Annotated in this window: 18 protein-coding genes, 2 rRNA genes and 1 riboswitch; of the genes, 18 read left to right on the top strand and 2 right to left on the bottom strand. The window is 30.4% G+C overall.

What is annotated here, in order from left to right; genetic code table 11:
- Both N2251_RS06135 and rrf read left to right on the top strand, forming a co-directional pair.
- Positions 1-157: ribosomal RNA gene (locus N2251_RS06135) — 23S ribosomal RNA — on the top strand; the annotation flags it as partial.
- Between the two features lie 101 nt (positions 158-258).
- Positions 259-367: ribosomal RNA gene (gene rrf / locus N2251_RS06130) — 5S ribosomal RNA — on the top strand.
- A gap of 593 nt (positions 368-960) precedes the next feature.
- Here rrf and N2251_RS06125 read toward each other — a convergent pair.
- Positions 961-1,668 (bottom strand): LytR/AlgR family response regulator transcription factor, encoded by a 708-nt coding sequence (locus N2251_RS06125; RefSeq protein WP_260585839.1) that lies wholly within the window; start codon positions 1,666-1,668, stop codon positions 961-963.
- The gene (locus tag N2251_RS06120) at positions 1,665-2,720 is read right to left on the bottom strand and encodes a sensor histidine kinase (protein ID WP_260585838.1); all 1,056 of its coding nucleotides are present in this window, start codon (positions 2,718-2,720) and stop codon (positions 1,665-1,667) included. Before N2251_RS06120 ends, N2251_RS06125 begins: the two co-directional genes overlap by 4 nt.
- A 368-nt stretch (positions 2,721-3,088) precedes the next feature.
- Between N2251_RS06120 and N2251_RS06115 the strand changes: the two genes are divergently transcribed.
- From N2251_RS06115 to N2251_RS06040, 16 genes are all read left to right on the top strand, one after another.
- On the top strand, positions 3,089-4,234 hold the full coding sequence (locus N2251_RS06115; RefSeq protein WP_312025097.1) for a S41 family peptidase: 1,146 nt from the start codon (positions 3,089-3,091) through the stop codon (positions 4,232-4,234).
- 1 nt (position 4,235) lies between these two features.
- The gene (locus N2251_RS06110; protein WP_260585837.1) at positions 4,236-5,027 is read left to right on the top strand and encodes a WD40 repeat domain-containing protein; all 792 of its coding nucleotides are present in this window, start codon (positions 4,236-4,238) and stop codon (positions 5,025-5,027) included.
- Positions 5,028-5,124: 97 nt separating this feature from the next.
- A riboswitch (SAM riboswitch) is annotated at positions 5,125-5,249 on the top strand.
- A 122-nt stretch (positions 5,250-5,371) separates the two neighbouring features.
- Positions 5,372-6,646, top strand: coding sequence for an O-acetylhomoserine aminocarboxypropyltransferase/cysteine synthase family protein (locus tag N2251_RS06105; RefSeq protein ID WP_260585836.1), 1,275 nt, complete (start codon positions 5,372-5,374; stop codon positions 6,644-6,646).
- A 90-nt stretch (positions 6,647-6,736) separates the two neighbouring features.
- On the top strand, positions 6,737-10,135 hold the full coding sequence (thrA, locus tag N2251_RS06100; protein ID WP_260585835.1) for a bifunctional aspartate kinase/homoserine dehydrogenase I: 3,399 nt from the start codon (positions 6,737-6,739) through the stop codon (positions 10,133-10,135).
- 64 nt (positions 10,136-10,199) lie between these two features.
- Complete coding sequence (locus N2251_RS06095) at positions 10,200-11,366, top strand: trans-sulfuration enzyme family protein (RefSeq protein ID WP_260585834.1); 1,167 nt, start codon at positions 10,200-10,202, stop codon at positions 11,364-11,366.
- Positions 11,367-11,395: 29 nt separating this feature from the next.
- Positions 11,396-11,803: an RrF2 family transcriptional regulator gene (locus N2251_RS06090; protein WP_260585833.1), complete on the top strand. Its 408-nt coding sequence runs from the start codon at positions 11,396-11,398 to the stop codon at positions 11,801-11,803.
- A 119-nt stretch (positions 11,804-11,922) separates the two neighbouring features.
- Positions 11,923-12,174: a DUF2061 domain-containing protein gene (locus N2251_RS06085; RefSeq protein ID WP_260585832.1), complete on the top strand. Its 252-nt coding sequence runs from the start codon at positions 11,923-11,925 to the stop codon at positions 12,172-12,174.
- Positions 12,174-12,800 carry a phosphoadenosine phosphosulfate reductase domain-containing protein gene (locus N2251_RS06080; RefSeq protein WP_260585831.1) on the top strand — a complete coding sequence of 209 codons (627 nt, stop codon included), beginning with the start codon at positions 12,174-12,176 and terminating at the stop codon, positions 12,798-12,800. Before N2251_RS06085 ends, N2251_RS06080 begins: the two co-directional genes overlap by 1 nt.
- Before the next feature lie 11 nt (positions 12,801-12,811).
- A complete protein-coding gene (gene cysD, locus N2251_RS06075) occupies positions 12,812-13,717 on the top strand; it encodes a sulfate adenylyltransferase subunit CysD (RefSeq protein WP_260585830.1) in 906 nt (301 codons plus the stop codon).
- 183 nt (positions 13,718-13,900) lie between these two features.
- On the top strand, positions 13,901-15,148 hold the full coding sequence (locus N2251_RS06070; RefSeq protein WP_260585829.1) for a sulfate adenylyltransferase subunit 1: 1,248 nt from the start codon (positions 13,901-13,903) through the stop codon (positions 15,146-15,148).
- A gap of 11 nt (positions 15,149-15,159) precedes the next feature.
- Positions 15,160-15,507 carry a 4Fe-4S dicluster domain-containing protein gene (locus N2251_RS06065; RefSeq protein ID WP_260585828.1) on the top strand — a complete coding sequence of 116 codons (348 nt, stop codon included), beginning with the start codon at positions 15,160-15,162 and terminating at the stop codon, positions 15,505-15,507.
- Between the two features lie 38 nt (positions 15,508-15,545).
- A complete protein-coding gene (locus N2251_RS06060) occupies positions 15,546-17,651 on the top strand; it encodes a ferredoxin-like domain-containing protein (RefSeq protein WP_260585827.1) in 2,106 nt (701 codons plus the stop codon).
- On the top strand, positions 17,644-18,420 hold the full coding sequence (gene cobA, locus N2251_RS06055) for a uroporphyrinogen-III C-methyltransferase (RefSeq protein ID WP_260585826.1): 777 nt from the start codon (positions 17,644-17,646) through the stop codon (positions 18,418-18,420). Before N2251_RS06060 ends, cobA begins: the two co-directional genes overlap by 8 nt.
- Before the next feature lie 14 nt (positions 18,421-18,434).
- A complete protein-coding gene (locus tag N2251_RS06050; RefSeq protein WP_260585825.1) occupies positions 18,435-19,019 on the top strand; it encodes an HPP family protein in 585 nt (194 codons plus the stop codon).
- Positions 19,020-19,037: 18 nt separating this feature from the next.
- A complete protein-coding gene (locus N2251_RS06045; protein ID WP_260585824.1) occupies positions 19,038-19,616 on the top strand; it encodes a precorrin-2 dehydrogenase/sirohydrochlorin ferrochelatase family protein in 579 nt (192 codons plus the stop codon).
- Positions 19,617-19,710: 94 nt separating this feature from the next.
- A complete protein-coding gene (locus N2251_RS06040; protein WP_260585823.1) occupies positions 19,711-20,766 on the top strand; it encodes an NAD(P)/FAD-dependent oxidoreductase in 1,056 nt (351 codons plus the stop codon).
- Positions 20,767-20,779: the final 13 nt, after the last annotated feature.

Here is a 20,779-nt window from a genome sequence, read left to right as displayed (position 1 = left end):
TGGGAAGGGATAAGCGCTGAAAGCATATAAGCGCGAAACCCACCACAAGATGAGATTTCTTTAAAGGGTCGTGGAAGATTACCACGTTGATAGGATACAGGTGTAAAGGCAGTAATGTCATAGCCGAGTATTACTAATAACCCATAGGCTTATGTAGAAGTCTTGCTCTCGAAAGGGAGCAAGCGCAACTCTTTTGATAATTTACGATATGATTTTACTAATATGTTAACTTATACAGTTGAAATATACTGAACGATTTAAGGTGATTATCGCAATGGGGCTCACCTCTTTCCATCCCGAACAGAGAAGTTAAGCCCATTAGCGCCGATGGTACTGCCAATGGTGGGAGAGTAGGTCGTTGCCTTTCTTTTAAACCTCAATCTGAAAAGATTGAGGTTTTTTTTGCGTTAAACTCAAATGAAATTAGGATGAAAGGTGAAAGATAGAGGGGGAAAGGGTGAAAGAAGAGAATACTTACTTATAAGAACTTAAGTTAATAGTAAAGAACAGTACTTGTTTTATGGAGATATTAGTTGTCTGATTAATATTTGTAATGGATCTTAATGAAATAACCCTAACCGATTATAGTTTTTTATAATAGCAAAATAAATTAATTATACTTCTATCTTTAATTTCAATGTTTTTATATCAAATTTGATAAAAACACTTCCTGCTAATTAATGAAGTCAAATATTTTATGAATTAAAAGGTAAAAGTTTATAGTTAGAAGACTTACTCCCATGGTATAATAATTCTGACTTTAATGGTTTATAAAATTTGAGGATTATTCTATTTATTATTAAAAGCCTTTTTATGTATCATTTATCAAAAAAATAAAAATAAAAAAATGTTATAGTATTATTTATCTTGTTCAGTCAATATAATTAAAAGATAAGCTTAGTATTTTTATATTAACGTTTTAACCCCTTTAAAGAGTCTAAATGTTTTATATAAATGGAATTATAATTTAAATAAGTGATTTATGTTTTTTTTATAAGTTTGACCAATAGGAATTTTATGCTCTTTGATTATAATACGATTTCCTTCTATTTGTTCAATCTTACTTTTTGAAATTATAAAAGATTTGTGTGTTCTGATAAAAGTATCAGGAAGAAATTCTTCTAAAAAAGATATTTTTTCATTGCTTAAAATCATTTTATTCTTTAAATGAACTTTGCAATAGTGACCATAAGCTTCAATAAAAAGAATGTTGTTAAAATGGACTTGGTAGTGTTTTTTATCACCTTTTAAGAAAAAACTTTCAGGGTTTTCTGTCTGGTTTTCTGAAATATTATTATTTATTTCTTGCTGTTGATTGGTTTTTGAAATAGTTTTATTAACCGCTTTTACAAAGCGTTCAAAACTAAAAGGTTTTAATAAATAATCAGAAATATTTAATTCATATCCTTCTAAAGCAAATTCTTTATAAGCAGTGGTTACAATTATTTTTGGCGGATTTGGAATTGTTTTTAAAAGATCGAAACCAGAAAGTTTTGGCATATTAATATCTAAAAATAAAAGATCTATTTGGTTTTCGTTTAAAAGTTGCATGGCTTCAAAAGCGTTGTAACAATTCCCTTTTTTTTCTAAATGAGGTAAATTTTCACAATATTTTTCAATAATTCGATGGGCAATAGGCTCATCATCAACAATTAAATAATGTATCATACTATTTCTAATTTTAGCGATAATTTATACTTAGAATTATTTTTTTTAATAGTTAATTCATGTTTTTTAGGATATAGTAATTGCAATCGTTGTTTTAAATTATCTAATCCAATTCCTGTTTTTTGTGCAACTTCTGGTTTTTCAAAATTATTTTCAATTTCAAAAAGAATAATGTTGTTTTTTTTACTGATATTAATGTGAATATAAGCGTTTTCTGTTAATTTTTCAATGCCATGTTTAAAGGCATTTTCTAAGGCTATAATATACAAAAGTGGCGCAATTTTAACATCGGATATGTTGATGTAGTGAAACTGAATATCTACTTTTTTTTGATACCTTATTTTATGCAGTTCAATATAATTTTGTAAATATTCAACTTCATCTTTTAAAGGTACCAAATCTTCCTTTCCCATATAGATTGTGTAACGCATCATGTCAGACAATTTTAGCACAACATCTGGAGCATCATCTGATTTTTCTACCGTTAAACCGTATAAATTATTTAAGGTATTAAAAAAGAAATGTGGGTTTATTTGATTTTTTAACAAGGCTAATTCTGCTTTTGCTTTTTTTGATTCTATTGTTTTTAACCATTTCCATTGTTGAAAAACCCATCCAAAAATCAATATAAAAAAAGGAATGGTTAAAATAATTTTAATCTCTTTTTCTTGCTGTAAGTACACGTTTAAATCATCAATATAAACTCTTATATATAAGAAGTAACCGATGCTTAATAGGTAAAAAACGATTGTAAAAAGTGCGTATTTTTTTAAGAAATTTGTGGCAATTATAGAAAAGAAAGCTAAGCTCGTAATAATAATTCCTATAAACGTAATTGGATTGTCAATTATCTGGGCATGGATATCATTAACAATAACAAGTATAAAAAATAGGATTACGCCAATTAATTTTAGTGAAACTGATGAGTGTTTTTTTAAGAAAGGAAAATAATAAATTGGCAATGAAAACAACAACCAATAAAAGATAAAACTTAATATGTTTGATAGGTATTCTGAATTATCAATATAAATATGATCAAAATAAGTTAGCAACAGTACTAGGAGTCTGAAAATTATTAGCCCGTATATAAATGCCTTGTATTTTTTTAAAAATGATTTCACTTGGTAAAGCTAATGATAATGTAATAAATAGGATACTATTTTACACAAACAATCAGAAATCAAGCACCAACAACTAAAAAAGGACTCAAAACTGGTTCAAGTTTATAAAGATGTTTTTTGTGTGTAAAATATAGGCAGTTGAGAATTATTATTTATCTAAGATTAATTCGGTTTTATGTTTGCAAGGAATTTAAAATCAATTTAAAAATGAAAAAATACATATTAGCTTCCGTATTAACAATTGTGACTATAACAAGCACAATATCACAAAATAATGAATTTAACAAAAATGAAAAAAAATAGTTTTAAAATTAATTTCAGAGAAATTACTAGCGTCTTATATCAATTTAGATCTTGCAAAAGAAATGTCAGCAATGATCATATCTAATTCAAAAAAATACAAGTCTATTTCTAATCAAAAAGAATTTTCTACAGTAATAACCAAAGACTTACAAAAAGTAAGTAAAGATTTGCATTTAAAAGTAAATTTTGAGCCAAAAAGAATTACACAAAGTAAACGTATAATGCCCGCCAACATTAAACTTAAAAGAGATAAAATGATGGCTATGAAAATGGCAGAAATCAATTTTGGTTTTACAGAAACAAAAGTACTAAATGGTAATATTGGTTATTTAAATTTACGCATGTTTGCAGATATGAACTACGCAAAAGAGACGGCAACTGCAGCTATGAGTTTTTTAAAAAACACTAATGCAATTATAATTGATTTAAGAAATAATGGTGGAGGTGTTCCAAACATGATGCAATTATTATCGAGTTATTTTACGGGTAAAAAACCAGTGTTACTAAGTAATTTTTATGAACGTAAGACAAACAATAAAACACAGTTATTTACTTTGGAAAGTATTGATGGTAAAAGGAGAACAAATACGCCATTATACATTTTAACAAGTAAAAAAACGTTTTCTGCAGCAGAGGCATTTACATATACATTAAAACATTTAAATAAAGCAATAGTTGTTGGGGAAACAACTCGTGGAGGTGCAAACAGAACTAAAAGAGTGAATTTGAATAACAATTTTACAATCTCTATTCCGTATATTGAAGCAACACACCCTGTTACAAAAACTAATTGGGAGGGAAAAGGCGTAAAACCAACTATTAAATCAACAAAGAAAGATGCTTTTATAATTGCATATATTGATGCATTAGATAAAACTATAAAACGCAATAAAAACAATATTTTAAATAAAGTAGGATATACTTACTTACAAGAAAAAAATGTTGATTTAGCCATTAAAGTATTTCAAAAAAGCACAAAATTATTCCCGAAGGACGCCAACTCTTGGGATAGTTTAGGAGAAGCGTATTTTTATAAAAAGGATAAAGAAAATGCATTATTAGCATATAAGAAAGCATTTGAATTAGATGCATCATCAGTATCAGCAAAAAAGATGATTCAAAAACTAGAAAGTATTAAATAGTATGAAAAATAAGTTTTTAATAATAGGAATTATAATTGTTATAAGCCTTTTAGTTTTAATGTCTTTACAAGTATTTGCTCAGCCTAAAATTGTTGATGGAAATCAAATAGAATTGCAAAAAACGTATACACATCATAAAAATGAAGTATGGGAGGTTAAGTTTAGTCCAAACGATTCATTAATGATTAGTGGAGGAATTGAACCAAACGCTAAAATTTGGTCTAGAATTACAGGTGAAGTTTTACATGATTTACCACACGAAATAGGAACGCCAACAGTAGACTTCAGTTCAACAGGAAAAGTTGTTGCAACAGGAGCGTATGATGGAAACGTTAGAATCTGGGACGTTAAAACAAGAGCCTTATTAAAAACATTAAAAGGAAATGGAGGCACAGTTTGGACTGTAAATTTTAGTTCAAACGGAAAATTATTAGCAAGTGCTGGAGATGATAAAACAGTTAAAATTTGGGACACCACTAATTGGCAATTATTGCACACTTTAAAAGAAGATAATCAGGCGATTCATTCGGTTATTTTTATTGATAATGACAGGGTAATAGCAGGCGGAACAGACAAATCGATGATTGGAGAATTACTCGAATATCATTTTAAATTTTCAGGAGTAGTAAAACCAATTGTAGCAACTCTATGGGATGTTAAAAGCGAAAAAATTTTACAAACAATTTCAAATCATACCAATGATATTGGTTTGGGGATGGACGTTAGTTCTGACGGGAAATTAATAGCAACGCCAAGTAAAGATAAAACTGTTAAAGTTTGGAAAATCATTTAGGTAAATACTTTTTTTTAAAAAAAAATGAGTTTTTATTAGGATATTAATATTTAAATTTTAAATATTTGCACTCACGAAGTTCAATAACTTATTGACAATGTTATCAAGAAAGGTGGAGGGATTAGACCCGGTGAAACCTTAGCAACCCTTTGTACAAGACAAAGAAGGTGCTAAATTCTACTTAATTTTAAATTCATTTATTTAAAATTGGATAGATAACTCAAATGCAATTATTCATCTATAATTGTTATAATTCTTCATAACATTTTTCTAGTAAGTACGTCAAAAAAAATGACGCATTTGACTTTTGTTTTAATTTTTTATTATCTCAAAAAACAAGAAAAATGAGTACACAAAAATTCGCAACCAACGCGTTGCACGCAGGACACGATGTAAAACAAACGGGAGGTACAAGAGCAGTTCCTATTTATCAAACCACATCATATGTTTTTAATGATTCAGATCATGCAGCAAACCTTTTTTCATTAAAAGAATTAGGATTTATTTACACCCGATTAAACAACCCTACTAATCAAATTTTACAAGAACGTTTGGCTAGTTTAGAAGGCGGAACAGGAGCAGTGGTATTCGCATCAGGAACGGCAGCAATTTCAACAGGTTTATTAACGTTATTAAAAGCTGGTGATCATATTGTAGCCTCAAGTAGTTTATATGGTGGAACTTACAATTTATTGAATGTAACCTTACCTAGATTAGGTATTACTACCACATTTGTGGACGCTTCTAATCCTGATAACTTTGCTAAAGCAGTACAGGATAATACAAGAGCTTTCTTCGTTGAATCATTAGGGAATCCGAAGTTAGATGTGTTAGATTTAAAAGGGATATCAAAACATGCAAAAAAAGCTGAAGTTCCATTTATTGTTGATAATACAGTAGCTACACCAGCATTGTTAAACCCGATAGAACATGGTGCAAATATTGTAATTCATTCGTTAACAAAATACATTGGAGGCCAAGGAAACTCTTTAGGAGGCGCTATTATTGATGCAGGTACTTTTAATTGGGCAAATGGGAAATTCCCTGAATTTACAGAGCCTTCAGCAGGATATCACGGGTTGGTATATCACGATGCTTTAGGCGCAGCTTCTTATACTTTCAAATTAATTTTAGAAGGATTAAGGGATTTCGGAGGAGCCTTAAGTCCTACCAATGCATTTAACATTATTCAAGGATTAGAAACATTAGATATCAGAATAAAAAAGCATAGTGAAAATGCTTTAAATATTGCTGCATGGTTAGAAGAGCAATCAGAAGTAGCTTGGGTAAATTACCCAGGTTTAGAAAGCAGTAAATATAACAAATTAGCAAAAACGTATTTACCAAAAGGACAAAGTGGTATTGTTACATTTGGTGTTAAAGGTGGTTATGAAGCTGCAAAAAAAGTTTCTGATAACACAAAACTTTTTTCATTATTGGCAAATATTGGAGATACAAAATCACTAATCATTCACCCTGCTAGTACAACACATCAACAATTAAGTGAACAAGCGCAAGAAAGTGCAGGAGTTACGAATGATTTAATTCGTTTATCAGTAGGGCTTGAAAATCTTGAAGATTTAAAAAGTGATTTAAAAGATGCTTTTTTAACAATATAAACATAAAAAAATCGAATGTATTGAATCTTATTTTTTTGAAGGGGAATAAGTTCATGTAAATCGTTCGATTTTATAGTAAAATAGATACAGTTGAAAAATACTTTAGCACATATAAATATTGTTGATTTTACCACAGAAAGCGGCGTTTTATTAAGTAAAATAGCATTAAGCTATCAGGTTTTTGGGGAAAAATTGGGAACAGCTCCTGTGGTATTAATCAATCATGCTTTAACAGGTAATAGTAATGTTGCTGATGTTACAGATGGTTGGTGGAAAGAATTAGTAGGGAAAAACAAAGCGGTAAACACGCAAAAGTATACCGTTTTATGTTTTAACATTCCAGGCAACGGGTATGATGGTTTTTTAATAGAAAACTATAAAGATTTTATTGCAAGAGATATTGCTAAAGTTTTTTTAATAGGATTAGAAAAACTTAAAATAAAACAATTATTTGCTTTAATTGGTGGGTCATTAGGTGGTGGAATAGCTTGGGAAATGGCTGTTTTAAAACCTAAAATAACAAAACATTTGATTCCCATAGCAACCGATTGGAAATCTACTGATTGGTTAATTGGGAACTGTCAAATTCAAGAACAATTTTTGATAAATTCTAGCAACCCAGTGCACGATGCTCGCATGCATGCAATGTTATGTTATAGAACTCCAAAATCGTTTAAAGAACGTTTTCATCGATCAAAAAGAGAAGATTCAGAAGTTTTTAATGTAGAAAGTTGGCTGTTACATCACGGAAAAAAATTACAAGAACGTTATCAACTAGCGTCTTATAAATTAATGAATCAATTATTAAAAACGATTGATGTAACCAAAGGAGAAAATAATTCGGAAATTTTAAAAAAAATTAAAGCAGATATACATATTGTAGGAGTAGATTCTGACTTGTTTTTTACTGCTGAAGAAAATAGAGAAACTCAAAAAGAGCTAGCCTTAGTAAACGCAAATGTTACGTATAACGAAATAAATTCGGTTCACGGACACGATGCTTTTTTGATTGAATACGAGCAATTAGAAAAAATAATAGCGCCAATATTCAATCTAAATTCAAAAAATAATCAAATGAAAATAATCAAATTTGGCGGAAAATCGCTGTCGAATAAAGGAATTGCAAATGTAATTTCAATTATAGAGCAAAAAGTAAACGATCAAGAAAATATTGCTGTGGTTGTATCAGCAAGAGGAAATGCGACGGATCAATTGGAAGAAATTTTAGAAAAAGCAGCAAAGAACGCTCCTTATCAAGATCAATTTGAAGCCCTTAAATATGAGCAGTCGCAATTAACACCGTTGGTTGATTTTTCTCCCGAGTTTTCTCGCTTAGAAAAACTTTTTGAAGGTGTTAGTTTATTAGGAGATTATAGTCAAAAAATAAAAGACGAAGTTTTAGCTCAAGGAGAGTTGTTATCAACAAAAACAGTTGCCGCACTTTTAAATGAAAAAGGGATAAATGCTAATATTACCGATGCTAGAACGTTGATAAAAACGGATGAGAATTTTGGAAATGCACAGCCAATTATAAATATTTCTAAGGAAAACGTAGTAAAGCATTTTAAAAAACATAATGGAGATACTGTAAATATTGTAACAGGTTTTATTGCTTCTAACTTAAAAGGAGAAACGACTACGCTTGGGCGAAATGGAAGTAATTATACTGCATCATTATTAGCCAATTATTTAGATGCAAATGAGTTACAAAACTATACGCATGTTGATGGAATTTTTACTGCAAATCCTGATTTAGTTGCTGATGCAAAAAAAATAGAAGAACTATCTTTTTCAGAGGCTAATGAATTGGCAAATTTTGGCGCTAATATTCTACACGCAAAAACAATTATTCCGTTATTAGAAAAAAACATCAATCTTCGTATTTTAAATACGTTTAACCCTGCGGATAAAGGAACATTAATTACAGCTAAATCAAATTCAAAAGGTATAAAATCATTATCGGTTTTAGACAATGTAGCATTGCTAAATTTTGAAGGACGAGGTTTGTTGGGTAAAGTAGGTGTAGATGCACGTATCTTTAGAGCCTTAAGTAATAATGGCATTAGTGTAAGTATTATTTCGCAAGGTTCATCAGAAAGAGGTATCGGTTTAGTAATTGATAAAGAAAAGGCAGCAGCAGCTGTACAAGCTTTAGAACAAGAGTTTGAAAGTGATTTTTATACCAAAGATGTAAATCAAATTTCAATTATAGATAATGTCGCTGTAATATCAATTATAGGTCAAGATTTGAGTGAGTTTCATCATCCGTATAATGCGTTGATAAAAAACCAAATTGTACCATTATTATTTAACAATACAATTTCAGGAAAAAATGTAAGTTTGGTTGTTAAAAAAGAACAATTACACAAGGCGTTAAATGTAATTCATGGGCAAGTTTTTGGAGTTGCAAAGAAAATAAATATAGCCATATTTGGTAAAGGATTAGTTGGAGGAACTTTAATTAATCAAATTATAAAAAATACCAAATCTATATTAGAAAGAAAAAAAATACAGTTAAATATTTTTGCCATAGCGGGCTCTAAAAAAGTATTATTAAGTAGCGATGGAGCTGTAGAAAATTGGAAAACAATTTTAAAAAATAATGATGAGGAAACGCATATTGTTGATAGCGTAATAGATTTTGCTAAAAAACATCATCTCGAAAACTTAATAGCTGTTGATAATACTGCAAGTAGTGAATTTACAGAAAATTACATTCCATTAATAGAAAACGGTTTCGATTTAGTTTCTTCTAATAAAATAGCAAATACGGTATCTCATGATTTTTATAAAAAACTACGAAAAACATTAGAAATAAATACCAAATCATATTTGTATGAAACCAATGTTGGAGCAGGTTTACCGCTAATAGATACCATTAAGTTATTGCACGATTCTGGCGAAAATATTACACGTATTAGAGGAGTTTTTTCAGGATCTTTAAGTTATTTATTTAATAAGTTTTCTTCGGATGAAGTTCCGTTTTCAAACGTATTACAAGAAGCTATTGATAGCGGATTTACAGAACCAGACCCACGAGAAGATTTATGTGGAAATGATGTAGCACGAAAATTATTGATTTTGGCTCGTGAGCTAGATTTAGAAAATGAATTTGAAGATATAGCAATTGAAAATTTAATTCCATCAGAATTTAGAGATATTTCAGCATCAGAATTTTTATCAAACTTAGATAAATTAAATCCAGTATTTAAAAATCAAAAAGAAGCACAAGATAAAAATCATGTATTGCGATATATAGGCGATTTACATGGCGATTTATCAAAAGCAAAAGGAGAACTAGATGTAAAATTAGTATCGGTACCAACAAGTTCGCCTTTAGGAAGTTTAAAAGGATCGGATGCTATTTTTGAAATTTATACAGAATCGTACGGAGAACAACCCATTGTAATTCAAGGAGCAGGAGCAGGAGCAGAAGTAACAGCGAGGGGTGTTTTTGGAGATATTTTACGATTAGCAAACAAACAATAATTAAAGATTAAAAAGTATTTAACTATAAATAGGTTTTTTGATTAAAGAGTATAAAACAAACAATATGAGTAAAAATTTCGAAACTGAAGCAATTAGAACACAAACCGAACGATCGCAATTTTCAGAACATTCTACACCTTTATACTTAACTTCTAGTTTTGTATTTGATGATGCAGAAGATATGCGAGCGTCTTTTGCTGAAGAAAAAGAGAAAAATTTATATAGCCGATTTTCAAACCCAAATACAACAGAATTTGTAAATAAAATTGTGGCAATGGAAAAAGCCGAAGCGGGCTATGCTTTTGCAACAGGAATGGCAGCTGTTTTTTCTACTTTCGGAGCTTTGCTAAATGCAGGAGATCATATTGTTTCTTGCCGATCTGTTTTTGGTTCTACGCATAGTTTGTTTACTAAATATCTACCAAAATGGAATATTGAAACAAGTTACTTTAAAATAAATGAAGTTGATAAAATTGAAAGTTTAATTCAGCCCAATACTAAAATATTATATGCAGAGACACCTACCAACCCAGCCGTTGATATTATTGATTTAGAATTATTAGGTAAAATTGCAAAAAAGCATAACATATTATTAGTAATTGACAATTGTTTTGCAACGCCATACCTACAAAACCCGATAGATTTTGGAGCAGATATTGTTATCCATTCAGCAACAAAATTAATTGACGGACAAGGAAGAGTTTTAGGAGGAGTTGCTGTTGGTAAAGCCGATTTAATTCGTGAAATTTATTTATTTTCAAGAAATACAGGGCCTGCAATGTCTCCGTTTAACGCTTGGGTATTATCAAAAAGTTTAGAAACATTAAGTATTCGTGTAGAAAAACATTGCGAAAATGCCTTAAAGGTAGCGGAGTTTTTAGAAGCTCATCCGAAGGTAAATTTAGTGAAATATCCGTTTTTAAAATCGCATCCAAAATACGAAATAGCAAAAAAACAAATGCGCTTAGGTGGTAACATTGTTGCTTTTGAGGTTAAAGGTGGTATTGAAGCAGGACGAAATTTTTTAAATGCTATTAAAATGTGCTCATTGTCTGCAAATTTAGGCGATACAAGAAGTATTGTTACCCATCCAGCCTCTACAACGCATAGTAAACTTAGTATTGATGATAGATTAGAAGTTGGTATTACTGACGGTTTGGTACGATGTTCTATTGGTTTAGAAAATGCAGATGATATTATTTACGATTTAAAACAAGCTTTAGAGAATTAACAACTAAATAAAAAGTGTATTTTTGTACTATGCTTTCTAAAAAAACGAAATACGGCTTAAAGGCGCTAGCATTTATAGCTAGACAAGAAAAAGGAGATAAAGTTCAAATAGCAACGATATCTAAAAGCGAAAATATTTCTCATAAATTTTTAGAAAGTATATTACTTACCTTACGAAAAGCAGGTTTTTTAGGTGCTAAAAAAGGAAAAGGCGGAGGTTATTATATGTTAAAAGAAGCATCAGAAATAAAAATGACTGATGTTATTAGAACCTTAGAAGGACCAATAGCAATGTTGCCTTGTGTAAGCCTTAATTACTATGAAAAATGTAGTGATTGCCCAGATGAAGATGCTTGTTCTGTACATAAACTTATGATACAGGTTAGAGACAATACCTTGCAGATATTACGTAATAATACACTTGCCGATTTAGTATAATTTTCAACAATTGTTGGTTTAATGTAAATTTTTTAAATAAATGTTTTTTTATTTAAAATGAATATATACATTTGTCGCATCTTAAAACCTAGTTACCCGATAGGGTATAGAATTTAAAAATGATTTTAGAACAATTAATAGAAGATAAGAAAAATTATAATTCTGATAAAAATTCAGAAAATCCGTGGCGAAGTTTCGTTAAGTCGGTTAGTTGGAGAGTAATAGGTACTATTGATACCGTTTTAATTTCTTGGTTAATAACTGGTGAACTATCATTGGCTTTTTCTATAGGAGGTATAGAGTTAGTAACAAAAATGGTTTTGTATTTCTTTCACGAAAGAATTTGGAATAAAATAAAATGGGGAAAATAATGAGTTTACAAGAGCAACTAAATGTTGAGGAGTTAAATAAGGGATTAGAAAAATTAAGTCCAAAAGAAATTATAGAATGGGTTTTTGAGTTAAATCAAAAAACAATAGTTACTACTAATTTTAGGCCTTATGAAGTAGCTCTTTTACATTTAATAGCTAATAATAATCCATCTATAAAAGTTATTTGGTGTGATACAGGTTATAACACACCTCAAACTTATAAACATGCTGAAGAGTTGGTTGATAAATTAAATTTAAACATTCATTTATACGTACCAAAACAAACAGTAGCGCATCGTAATGTTACTATTGGTATTCCATCTGTAGACGATAACAACCATGTAGTTTTTACCGAACAAGTAAAGTTAGAGCCTTTTAAAAGAGCAATGGCAGAACACCAACCAGATATTTGGTTTACTAATTTAAGAAAAGGACAAACAGCGTTTAGAGATAGCATCGGAATAATTTCTTTTAGTAAAGATGGAGTTTTAAAAGTAAGTCCGTTTTATAACTGGTCAGATGAAGATTTAGATAAATATTTAAAAGAACATAATCTTCCAAACGAGTTTAAATATTTCGATCCTACAAAAGTAAAAAATAATAGAGAATGTGGTTTACATATTTAAAAAATATGATTATGAAAGCAAAAACAATAAAAGTTGGCCCTTTAGAAAGTGAAGCCATATATATATTTAGGGAAGTAGTCGCTCAATTTGAAAAGCCAGTGTTATTATTTTCGGGGGGAAAAGACAGTATAACATTGGTGCGACTTGCTCAAAAAGCATTTTATCCAGCCAAAATTCCGTTTCCATTAATGCATATAGACACAGGACATAATTTTCCTGAAACTATTGAATTTAGAGACCGTTTGGCAAAAGAATTAGGAGTTGAACTAATCGTTAGAAACGTTCAAGATAATATAGATAAAGGGAGAGTAAAGGAAGAAAAAGGGAGATACGCGAGCCGAAATATGCTGCAAACAGAAACGTTATTAGATGCAATTGATGAGTTTGGCTTTGATGCATGTATCGGTGGTGCGCGTAGAGATGAAGAAAAAGCAAGAGCCAAAGAACGTATTTTCTCTGTCCGTGATGATTTTGGGCAATGGGATGAAAAAAATCAACGCCCAGAATTGTTTGATATGCTAAATGGAAGAATTGATTTAGGACAAAATGTACGTGTTTTTCCTATTTCAAACTGGACAGAACTAGATGTTTGGTCATACATAAAAAGTGAAGAAATTGAAATCCCATCAATTTACTTTGCACATAAAAGAGCTACTTTTTTAAGAGACGGACTAATATGGTCGGCAGAAGACGATGTTGTTTATAGAGACGAACATGAAGAAGTGCAAGAAAGAATGGTACGTTTTAGAACCGTTGGTGACATGAGTTGTACAGCAGCAGTACTTTCAGACGCTGTTGATATAAATACAGTTGTAAACGAAATAAAAGTATCAACAATATCAGAAAGAGGTGCTCGTATAGACGATAAACGCTCGGAAGCAGCGATGGAGAAACGAAAACAACAAGGGTATTTCTAAAATATTTTGGGCGTTTTAACAGGCTTTTCACTATATCTTTTTTTGAGAAAAACAAAAAAAGGATGCCGCTTCAATCCCTAACGCACCTATTTACAGATACTTTTCAAGCTTAAAAAGCATTGAAATTATTAATAAAACAAATACAGCTAAAAGCCAAAAGCTAATAGCGAATAGCGAATAAAAATGAATGTATTAAAAATAGCAACAGCAGGTAGTGTAGATGATGGTAAAAGTACCTTAATCGGACGTATTTTATACGACACTAACTCGTTAACCGATGATAAGCTAGAAGCAATTGAAGAAAAAAGTAAACAAAGAGGTTTTGATTATTTAGATTTTTCATTAGCAACAGACGGTTTAGTAGCAGAAAGAGAACAAGGTATTACTATTGATGTAGCACATATATATTTTTCAACACCAAAAACGAGTTTTATTATTGCAGATACTCCAGGGCATATTGAGTATACACGAAATATGGTTACAGGAGCTTCAAACTCACAAGCATCAATTGTGTTAATTGATGCACGTAATGGTGTAATTGAGCAAACGTATCGTCACTTCTTTATAAACACATTATTACGCGTTGAAAACGTAGTTATTGCTATAAATAAAATGGATTTGGTTGATTTTTCAGAAGAAAAATTTAATCAAATAAAAAATGAAATTGAATATTTAGCAAGCAAAAGTTCTTATAAAAGTCAAAAATTAACTTTTATTCCTATGTCTGCTTTACAGGGAGATAACGTTGTTAAAAAATCAGAAAACACACCTTGGTATAAAGGAGAAACATTATTAGACCATTTAGAAGGTTTAGTTTCTGAAGATTTACAAGAAAAGTCTCAAACACGTTTTCCTATACAAACTGTTATACGACCTAAAACAGATAAATATCATGATTTTAGAGGGTATGCAGGTAAAATTTATGGAGGAGATTTAGCGGTAGGAGATGCGGTAACTGTATTACCGTCAAGCACAGCATCAAAAATAAAAAGTATTCATTTTTTTGATAAAGAGTTTACAGAAGCAAAAAGAGGTAGTTCGGTAACAATTACTTTAGAAGATAATGTAAATGTAAGCAGAGGTGATATGTTGGTAAAAACAAACGAACAGCCAACAGTTTCTAAAGATTTAAAAGTAACTATTTGTTGGATGGATAAAGAGCCTTTACAAGCAGCAAATAAATATTACTTAAAACATGGGGTACATGATGTACAAGCAAAAATAATGTCATTATCATCCATTATAAAAACTGATTTTTCAGGAGCAGAAGAAAATCCATCACAATTAACATTAAATGAAATTGGTGATGTGATTTTAAAATTAAGTAAACCATTATTTTTTGATTCTTATAAAGAAAATAAAGCGAATGGTACCTTTATCTTAATCAATCCAATAACCAATAATACTGCCGGAGTTGGCTTTATTCAGTAATTAAAAATAGTATGGCAATTATAATAACCGACGAATGCATCAATTGTGGTGCATGCGAACCAGAATGCCCAAATACAGCTATTTACGAAGGAGCTGAAGATTGGAAATATAGTGAAGGAACCTCGTTAATAGGTAATATTGAATTAAAAAATGGAGTAACTGTAGATGCTGACGAAACACAAGAAGCAATCTCAGATGAATATTATTTTATTTCTCCAGATAAATGTACCGAATGTATAGGGTTTCATGAAGAACCACAATGTGCGGCTGTATGCCCGGTAGATTGTTGTGTGCCAGATGACAACCATGTAGAAACAGAGGAAGAGTTATTGACAAAACAAAAATTCTTACATAATTAATTAAAAAGTAACGCTTACAAGCTTTAAGATATACAGTAATGCAAAGTTTTAGAACCGAAATAGAAAACCCAATTGTAGAAAAAGATATTCTAGAATTAGAGAGAAAAATCCAACTTTTTAAAGAAGGAAAAATAGACGAAGAACGTTTTAGAAGTTTACGTTTGGCAAGAGGAGTTTACGGTCAGCGTCAATTTGGAGTGCAAATGATTCGTATAAAATTACCTTATGGTAAAGTTACTAGCGAACAATTACATAGAATTTCAGACGTTTCAGATGAGTATTCTCGTGGAAGATTACATATCACTACAAGACAAGATATTCAAATACATCACGTAAGTTTAGATAGAACGCCAGAATTATGGGCGCAACTAGAAAAAGATGATATTACTTTAAGAGAAGCTTGTGGTAATGCAGTAAGAAATATTACAGCATCAGAAACAGCAGGAATTGATGTAAATGAACCTTTTGATGTTTCACCATATGCAGATGCTACGTTTCAATTCTTTTTAAGAAATCCTATTTGTCAAGAAATGGGACGTAAGTTTAAAATGTCTTTTTCAGGTACAGATGATGATACTGCTATTAGTTTTATTCATGATCTAGGATTTATTGCAAAAATAAAAACTGAAAACGGAGTAACTAAAAAAGGATTTAAGGTTTTATTAGGTGGTGGTTTAGGGTCACAACCAAGACATGCAGATGTTATTTACGACTTTTTAGATGAAAATGTTTTAATACCAACAATTGAAGGTGTTTTAAGAATTTTTGATCGATTTGGAGAGCGTGCAAAAAGAGCAAAAGCAAGGTTAAAGTTTTTAGTTAAAGAATTAGGTGTTGAAGCTTTTTTACAATTAGTATCTGATGAGGTAAATGCGTTAGAAAATAAAACATTTAAAGTAGATACTACCGAGTTTGAGCAGCCAATCTCTTTTCAAGAAATAGCAATCCCTTCAGTAAAAATTGAAGATGAAGATGCTTATGGAAAATGGAAAGAAACGAATGTGATTAAACAAAAACAAGAAGGTTTATTTGCAATTGGAATTAAAGTTCATTTAGGAGATTTTTACACTCCAAAAGCAAGATTGTTAGCCGATTTAGTTAAAAAGTATGCAGCAAATGAAATTCGTTTAACATTACGTCAAAATATTTTAATTCGCCATATTAAAGAAGAATTATTACCTTTTTTCTATGTAGAATTACAAAAATTAGGCTTTGCAAAAGCAGGTTATAATTCTACTGCAGATATTACGGCATGTCCCGGAACCGATACGTGTAATTTAGGAATTTCGAGTAGTACAGGTATAGCAGTTGAATTAGAAAAAGTATTAGAAGAAGAGTACCCAGCATATTTAAACAATAAAGAAATAGCTATTAAAATTAGTGGATGTATGAATGCATGTGGGCAGCATAATATGGCGCACATTGGTTTTCAAGGAATGTCTATAAAAGTAGGGGCTTTACAAGCACCAGCATTACAAATTTTAATTGGTGGTGGTATATTAGGTGATGGAAAAGGACGTTTTTCTGATAAATTAGTTAAAATTCCAAGTAAAAGAGGTCCAGAATCGTTGCGTATTTTATTAAACGACATTGCTGATAATCAACAAGAGAAAGAAACTTTTTTGGAGTATTATGACAGACAAGGAAAAACGTATTTCTACGATTTATTAAAAGGATTATCTGATACTAGTAATTTAGTACCAAGTGATTTTATTGATTGGGGACATTCAGAAAATTACGTAAAAGCAATTGGAGTAGGAGAATGTGCAGGTGTTGTAATTGATTTAATAGCTACACTTTTATTTGAAAGTGAAGAGAAAATAACCAATTCAGAAGAAGCATTAAAAGAAGGTTTATTTTCTGATAGTATTTATCATTCATATACATCTTTAGTTAATACAGCAAAAGCATTATTAATTGCAGAAAATGTAAAAACAAATACACAAGCAGGTATTATTACTAGCTTTCAAGAGCATTTTATAGCTACAGATAAAGTTAGTTTAGAGACCAGTTTTGAAGATTTTGTATATCAAATAAAGAAAGAAGCACCAACAAAAATATTTGCAGAGAGCTATTTAAACGATGCGAAAGCATTTTATAAAAAGATTGATGCTTATAGAAAAACAGCCGTAAGTAATGTATAATAAGATTCCGAAATTAACCGTTGTTGGCGCTGGTCCAGGAGATGTAGATTTAATTACGCTAAAAGCTATTAAAGTTTTAAAAACTGCAGATGTTGTTTTATATGACGCCTTGGTTAATGAAGAGTTATTAGATTTTATAAATCCAAATGCAGAATTAATTTTTGTAGGAAAACGTAGAGGTTGTTATAAATATCAACAAGAACAAATAAACGAGTTGATTGTTGAAAGAGCAAAAACTTATGGACATGTAGTTCGTTTAAAAGGTGGTGATCCTTTTATTTTTGGAAGAGGTGCTGAAGAAATGGAATTTGCAGCAGGTTTTGGAATAGAAACAGCAATGGTTCCAGGTATTTCATCTTCTTTAGCGGTTCCAGCATATCAAAATATTCCTGTTACAAAACGTGGAAGTGCAGAAAGTTTTTGGGTAATTACAGGTACAACAAAAGAGCATAAATTATCTAACGATGTGGCTTTGGCAGCAAAATCTAATGCTACAGTAGTAGTATTGATGGGAATGGGAAAACTAGCTGAAATTGTAACACTATTTAAAAAAGAGGGTAAAAACGAATTACCTGTTGCTATAATTCAAGATGGAACAACTTCTAGAGAAAAGGTTGGTATTGGAACTGTAAATACTATTTTAGAGGTTGTAAATAAAAAAGAGTTAAGTAACCCTGCAATTATTGTTTTAGGAGAAGTTGTAAAACATAGAGAGGCTTTAAAAAAGGCGCAAAAAGAAGTCAATTTTAAAGAATTGTTGCAGTTGTAAAGATAATTTAGAGAATGGTAAAGCATAAAATTAATAGATCTATAAGAATAACAAAATATATTCTTTATAAAGAAACTACATTAGATTTTAAAGAAGGTTTTTGGTCTTTTATTGGTGCTTTTATCGGAATAGGAATTATTGCTTTTATACAATCTTTTTATTTGTCAAAAGTTGAGAATATTTTTTTAATAGGTTCTTTTGGAGCAACTTGCGTGTTAATTTACGGCGCAATTCAGAGTCCGTTAGCACAACCAAGAAATTTAATTGGTGGGCATGTTTTATCAGCTATAATTGGTGTTACAATAGCTAAATTTATGCCAGATGTTATTTGGATTACCGCACCATTAGCAGTTTCTGTATCAATTATATTAATGCAATACACAAAAACATTGCATCCACCAGGTGGCGCAACGGCTTTAATTGCAATAATAGGAACAGAAAAAATAAAATTATTAGGGTATATGTATGTTTTTTCGCCAGTTTTAAGTGGTGTACTTATTTTATTTGTGGTGGCTTTAATAACAAATAATATGACTAAAAATAGAAGTTACCCGACGAATAAAAAATATACAAGAATATTTAGAAAAGTTAAGCGTTGATTTTTTAAAAAGAAGAAAATGAGTGAGGGGAAAAATAGTTTATATCCAATTTTTTTAAAAACTGAACAGTTAGAAATTTTAATTGTTGGTGGAGGTTTTGTGGCTTTAGAAAAATTATCTTTTTTATTAAAATCGAGTCCAGACGCTAAAGTAACTATGGTTGCTCCTTTTTTTAGAGAAGAAACAAAAGAATTGGCAAAAGAGTTTACGGTAAATATGATTATTGATAGCTACAATGAATCGTATTTAAATAATCAAAATATAGTTATAGCTACAACAGATAATATTGAAGTAAATATACAGGTTTATAAAGATTGTAAGCAAAATAATATTTTAGTAAACGTTGCAGATAATCCACCATATTGCGATTTTTATATGGGCGGAATTGTAACCAAAGGAAATGTGAAAATTGCAATTTCTACCAATGGAAAATCACCAACAACAGCTAAAAGATTACGTCAGTTTTTTGAGGAAGTAATTCCGGAAGATATTAATGAATTGGTAGAGAATTTAAATAAATATAGAAAAACCATTAAAGGGAATTTCGAAAAAAAAGTAGAAACATTAAACAAACTCACCGCGAGTTTAGTGAAATAAATTAAAAAACGTCATTTAGAAGAACATAAGTTATCTAATAAACTATAAAAAGATTGCTTTGTTACTTTTCTTTGTAATGACAAAAATGAAGAATATGATTACAACAGATATATTAATTATAGGCGCAGGACCTACAGGATTATTTACCATTTTTGAAGCAGGATTGTTAAAATTAAAATGTCATTTAATTGATGCTTTGCCACAACCAGGAGGGCAATGTTCAGAAATATATCCGAAGAAACCTATTTATGATATTCCTGCATATCCAGAAATTTTAGCAGGTGATTTAACCGATAAATTAATTGAACAAACTAAGCAGTTTGAACCTGGTTTTACTTTAGGAGAGCGCGCAAATACGATTGAAAAACAAGAAGACGGAACTTTTATAGTAACTACAAATAAAGGAACAAAACACCAAGCGCCCGTTGTAGCTATTGCAGGAGGTTTAGGAAGTTTTGAACCTCGTAAACCACCGATTCCTAATATTGCTGATTTTGAAGATAAAGGGGTTGAATATATTATTCGTGATCCTGAGTTATATAGAGATAAAAAAGTGGTGATTTCAGGAGGTGGAGATTCTGCTTTAGATTGGGCAATTTTTTTATCAGATGTAGCATCCGAAGTAACATTAATACACCGAAGAAATGAGTTTAGAGGAGCTTTAGATAGTGTAGATAGAGTGCAAGAGTTAAAAAATTTAGGAAAAATTAATTTAATTACTCCAGCTGAAGTAAAAGGGATTTTAGGTAAAGAGCATGTAACAGGAGTTGCTGTTGAGAAAAAAGGAGAAGCTCCTTTTATTATAGATACAGATCATTTTATACCGTTATTTGGGTTGTCACCAAAATTAGGGCCTATTGCCGATTGGGGATTAGAAATAGAAAAAAATGCCATTAAAGTTAACAATGCTTTAGATTATCAAACAAATATTCCTGGTATATTTGCAATTGGAGATGTAAATACATATCCAGGGAAATTAAAACTAATTTTATGTGGTTTTCATGAGGCAACTTTAATGTGTCAGAGTGCTTATAAAATAATTCATCCAAATAAAAAGTATGTAATGAAATATACTACAGTAGGAGGAGTTGAAGGTTTTGATGGTACTAAAAAAGAGGCCCCAAAAGCAGTTGTAAAAGCAATTCAATAAAACGATTTAATAA

Origin of the sequence: Tenacibaculum haliotis (assembly GCF_025215075.1) — a bacterium.
GTDB lineage: Bacteria > Bacteroidota > Bacteroidia > Flavobacteriales > Flavobacteriaceae > Polaribacter > Polaribacter haliotis_B.
This window is presented reverse-complemented; position numbering and strand designations above follow the sequence as displayed.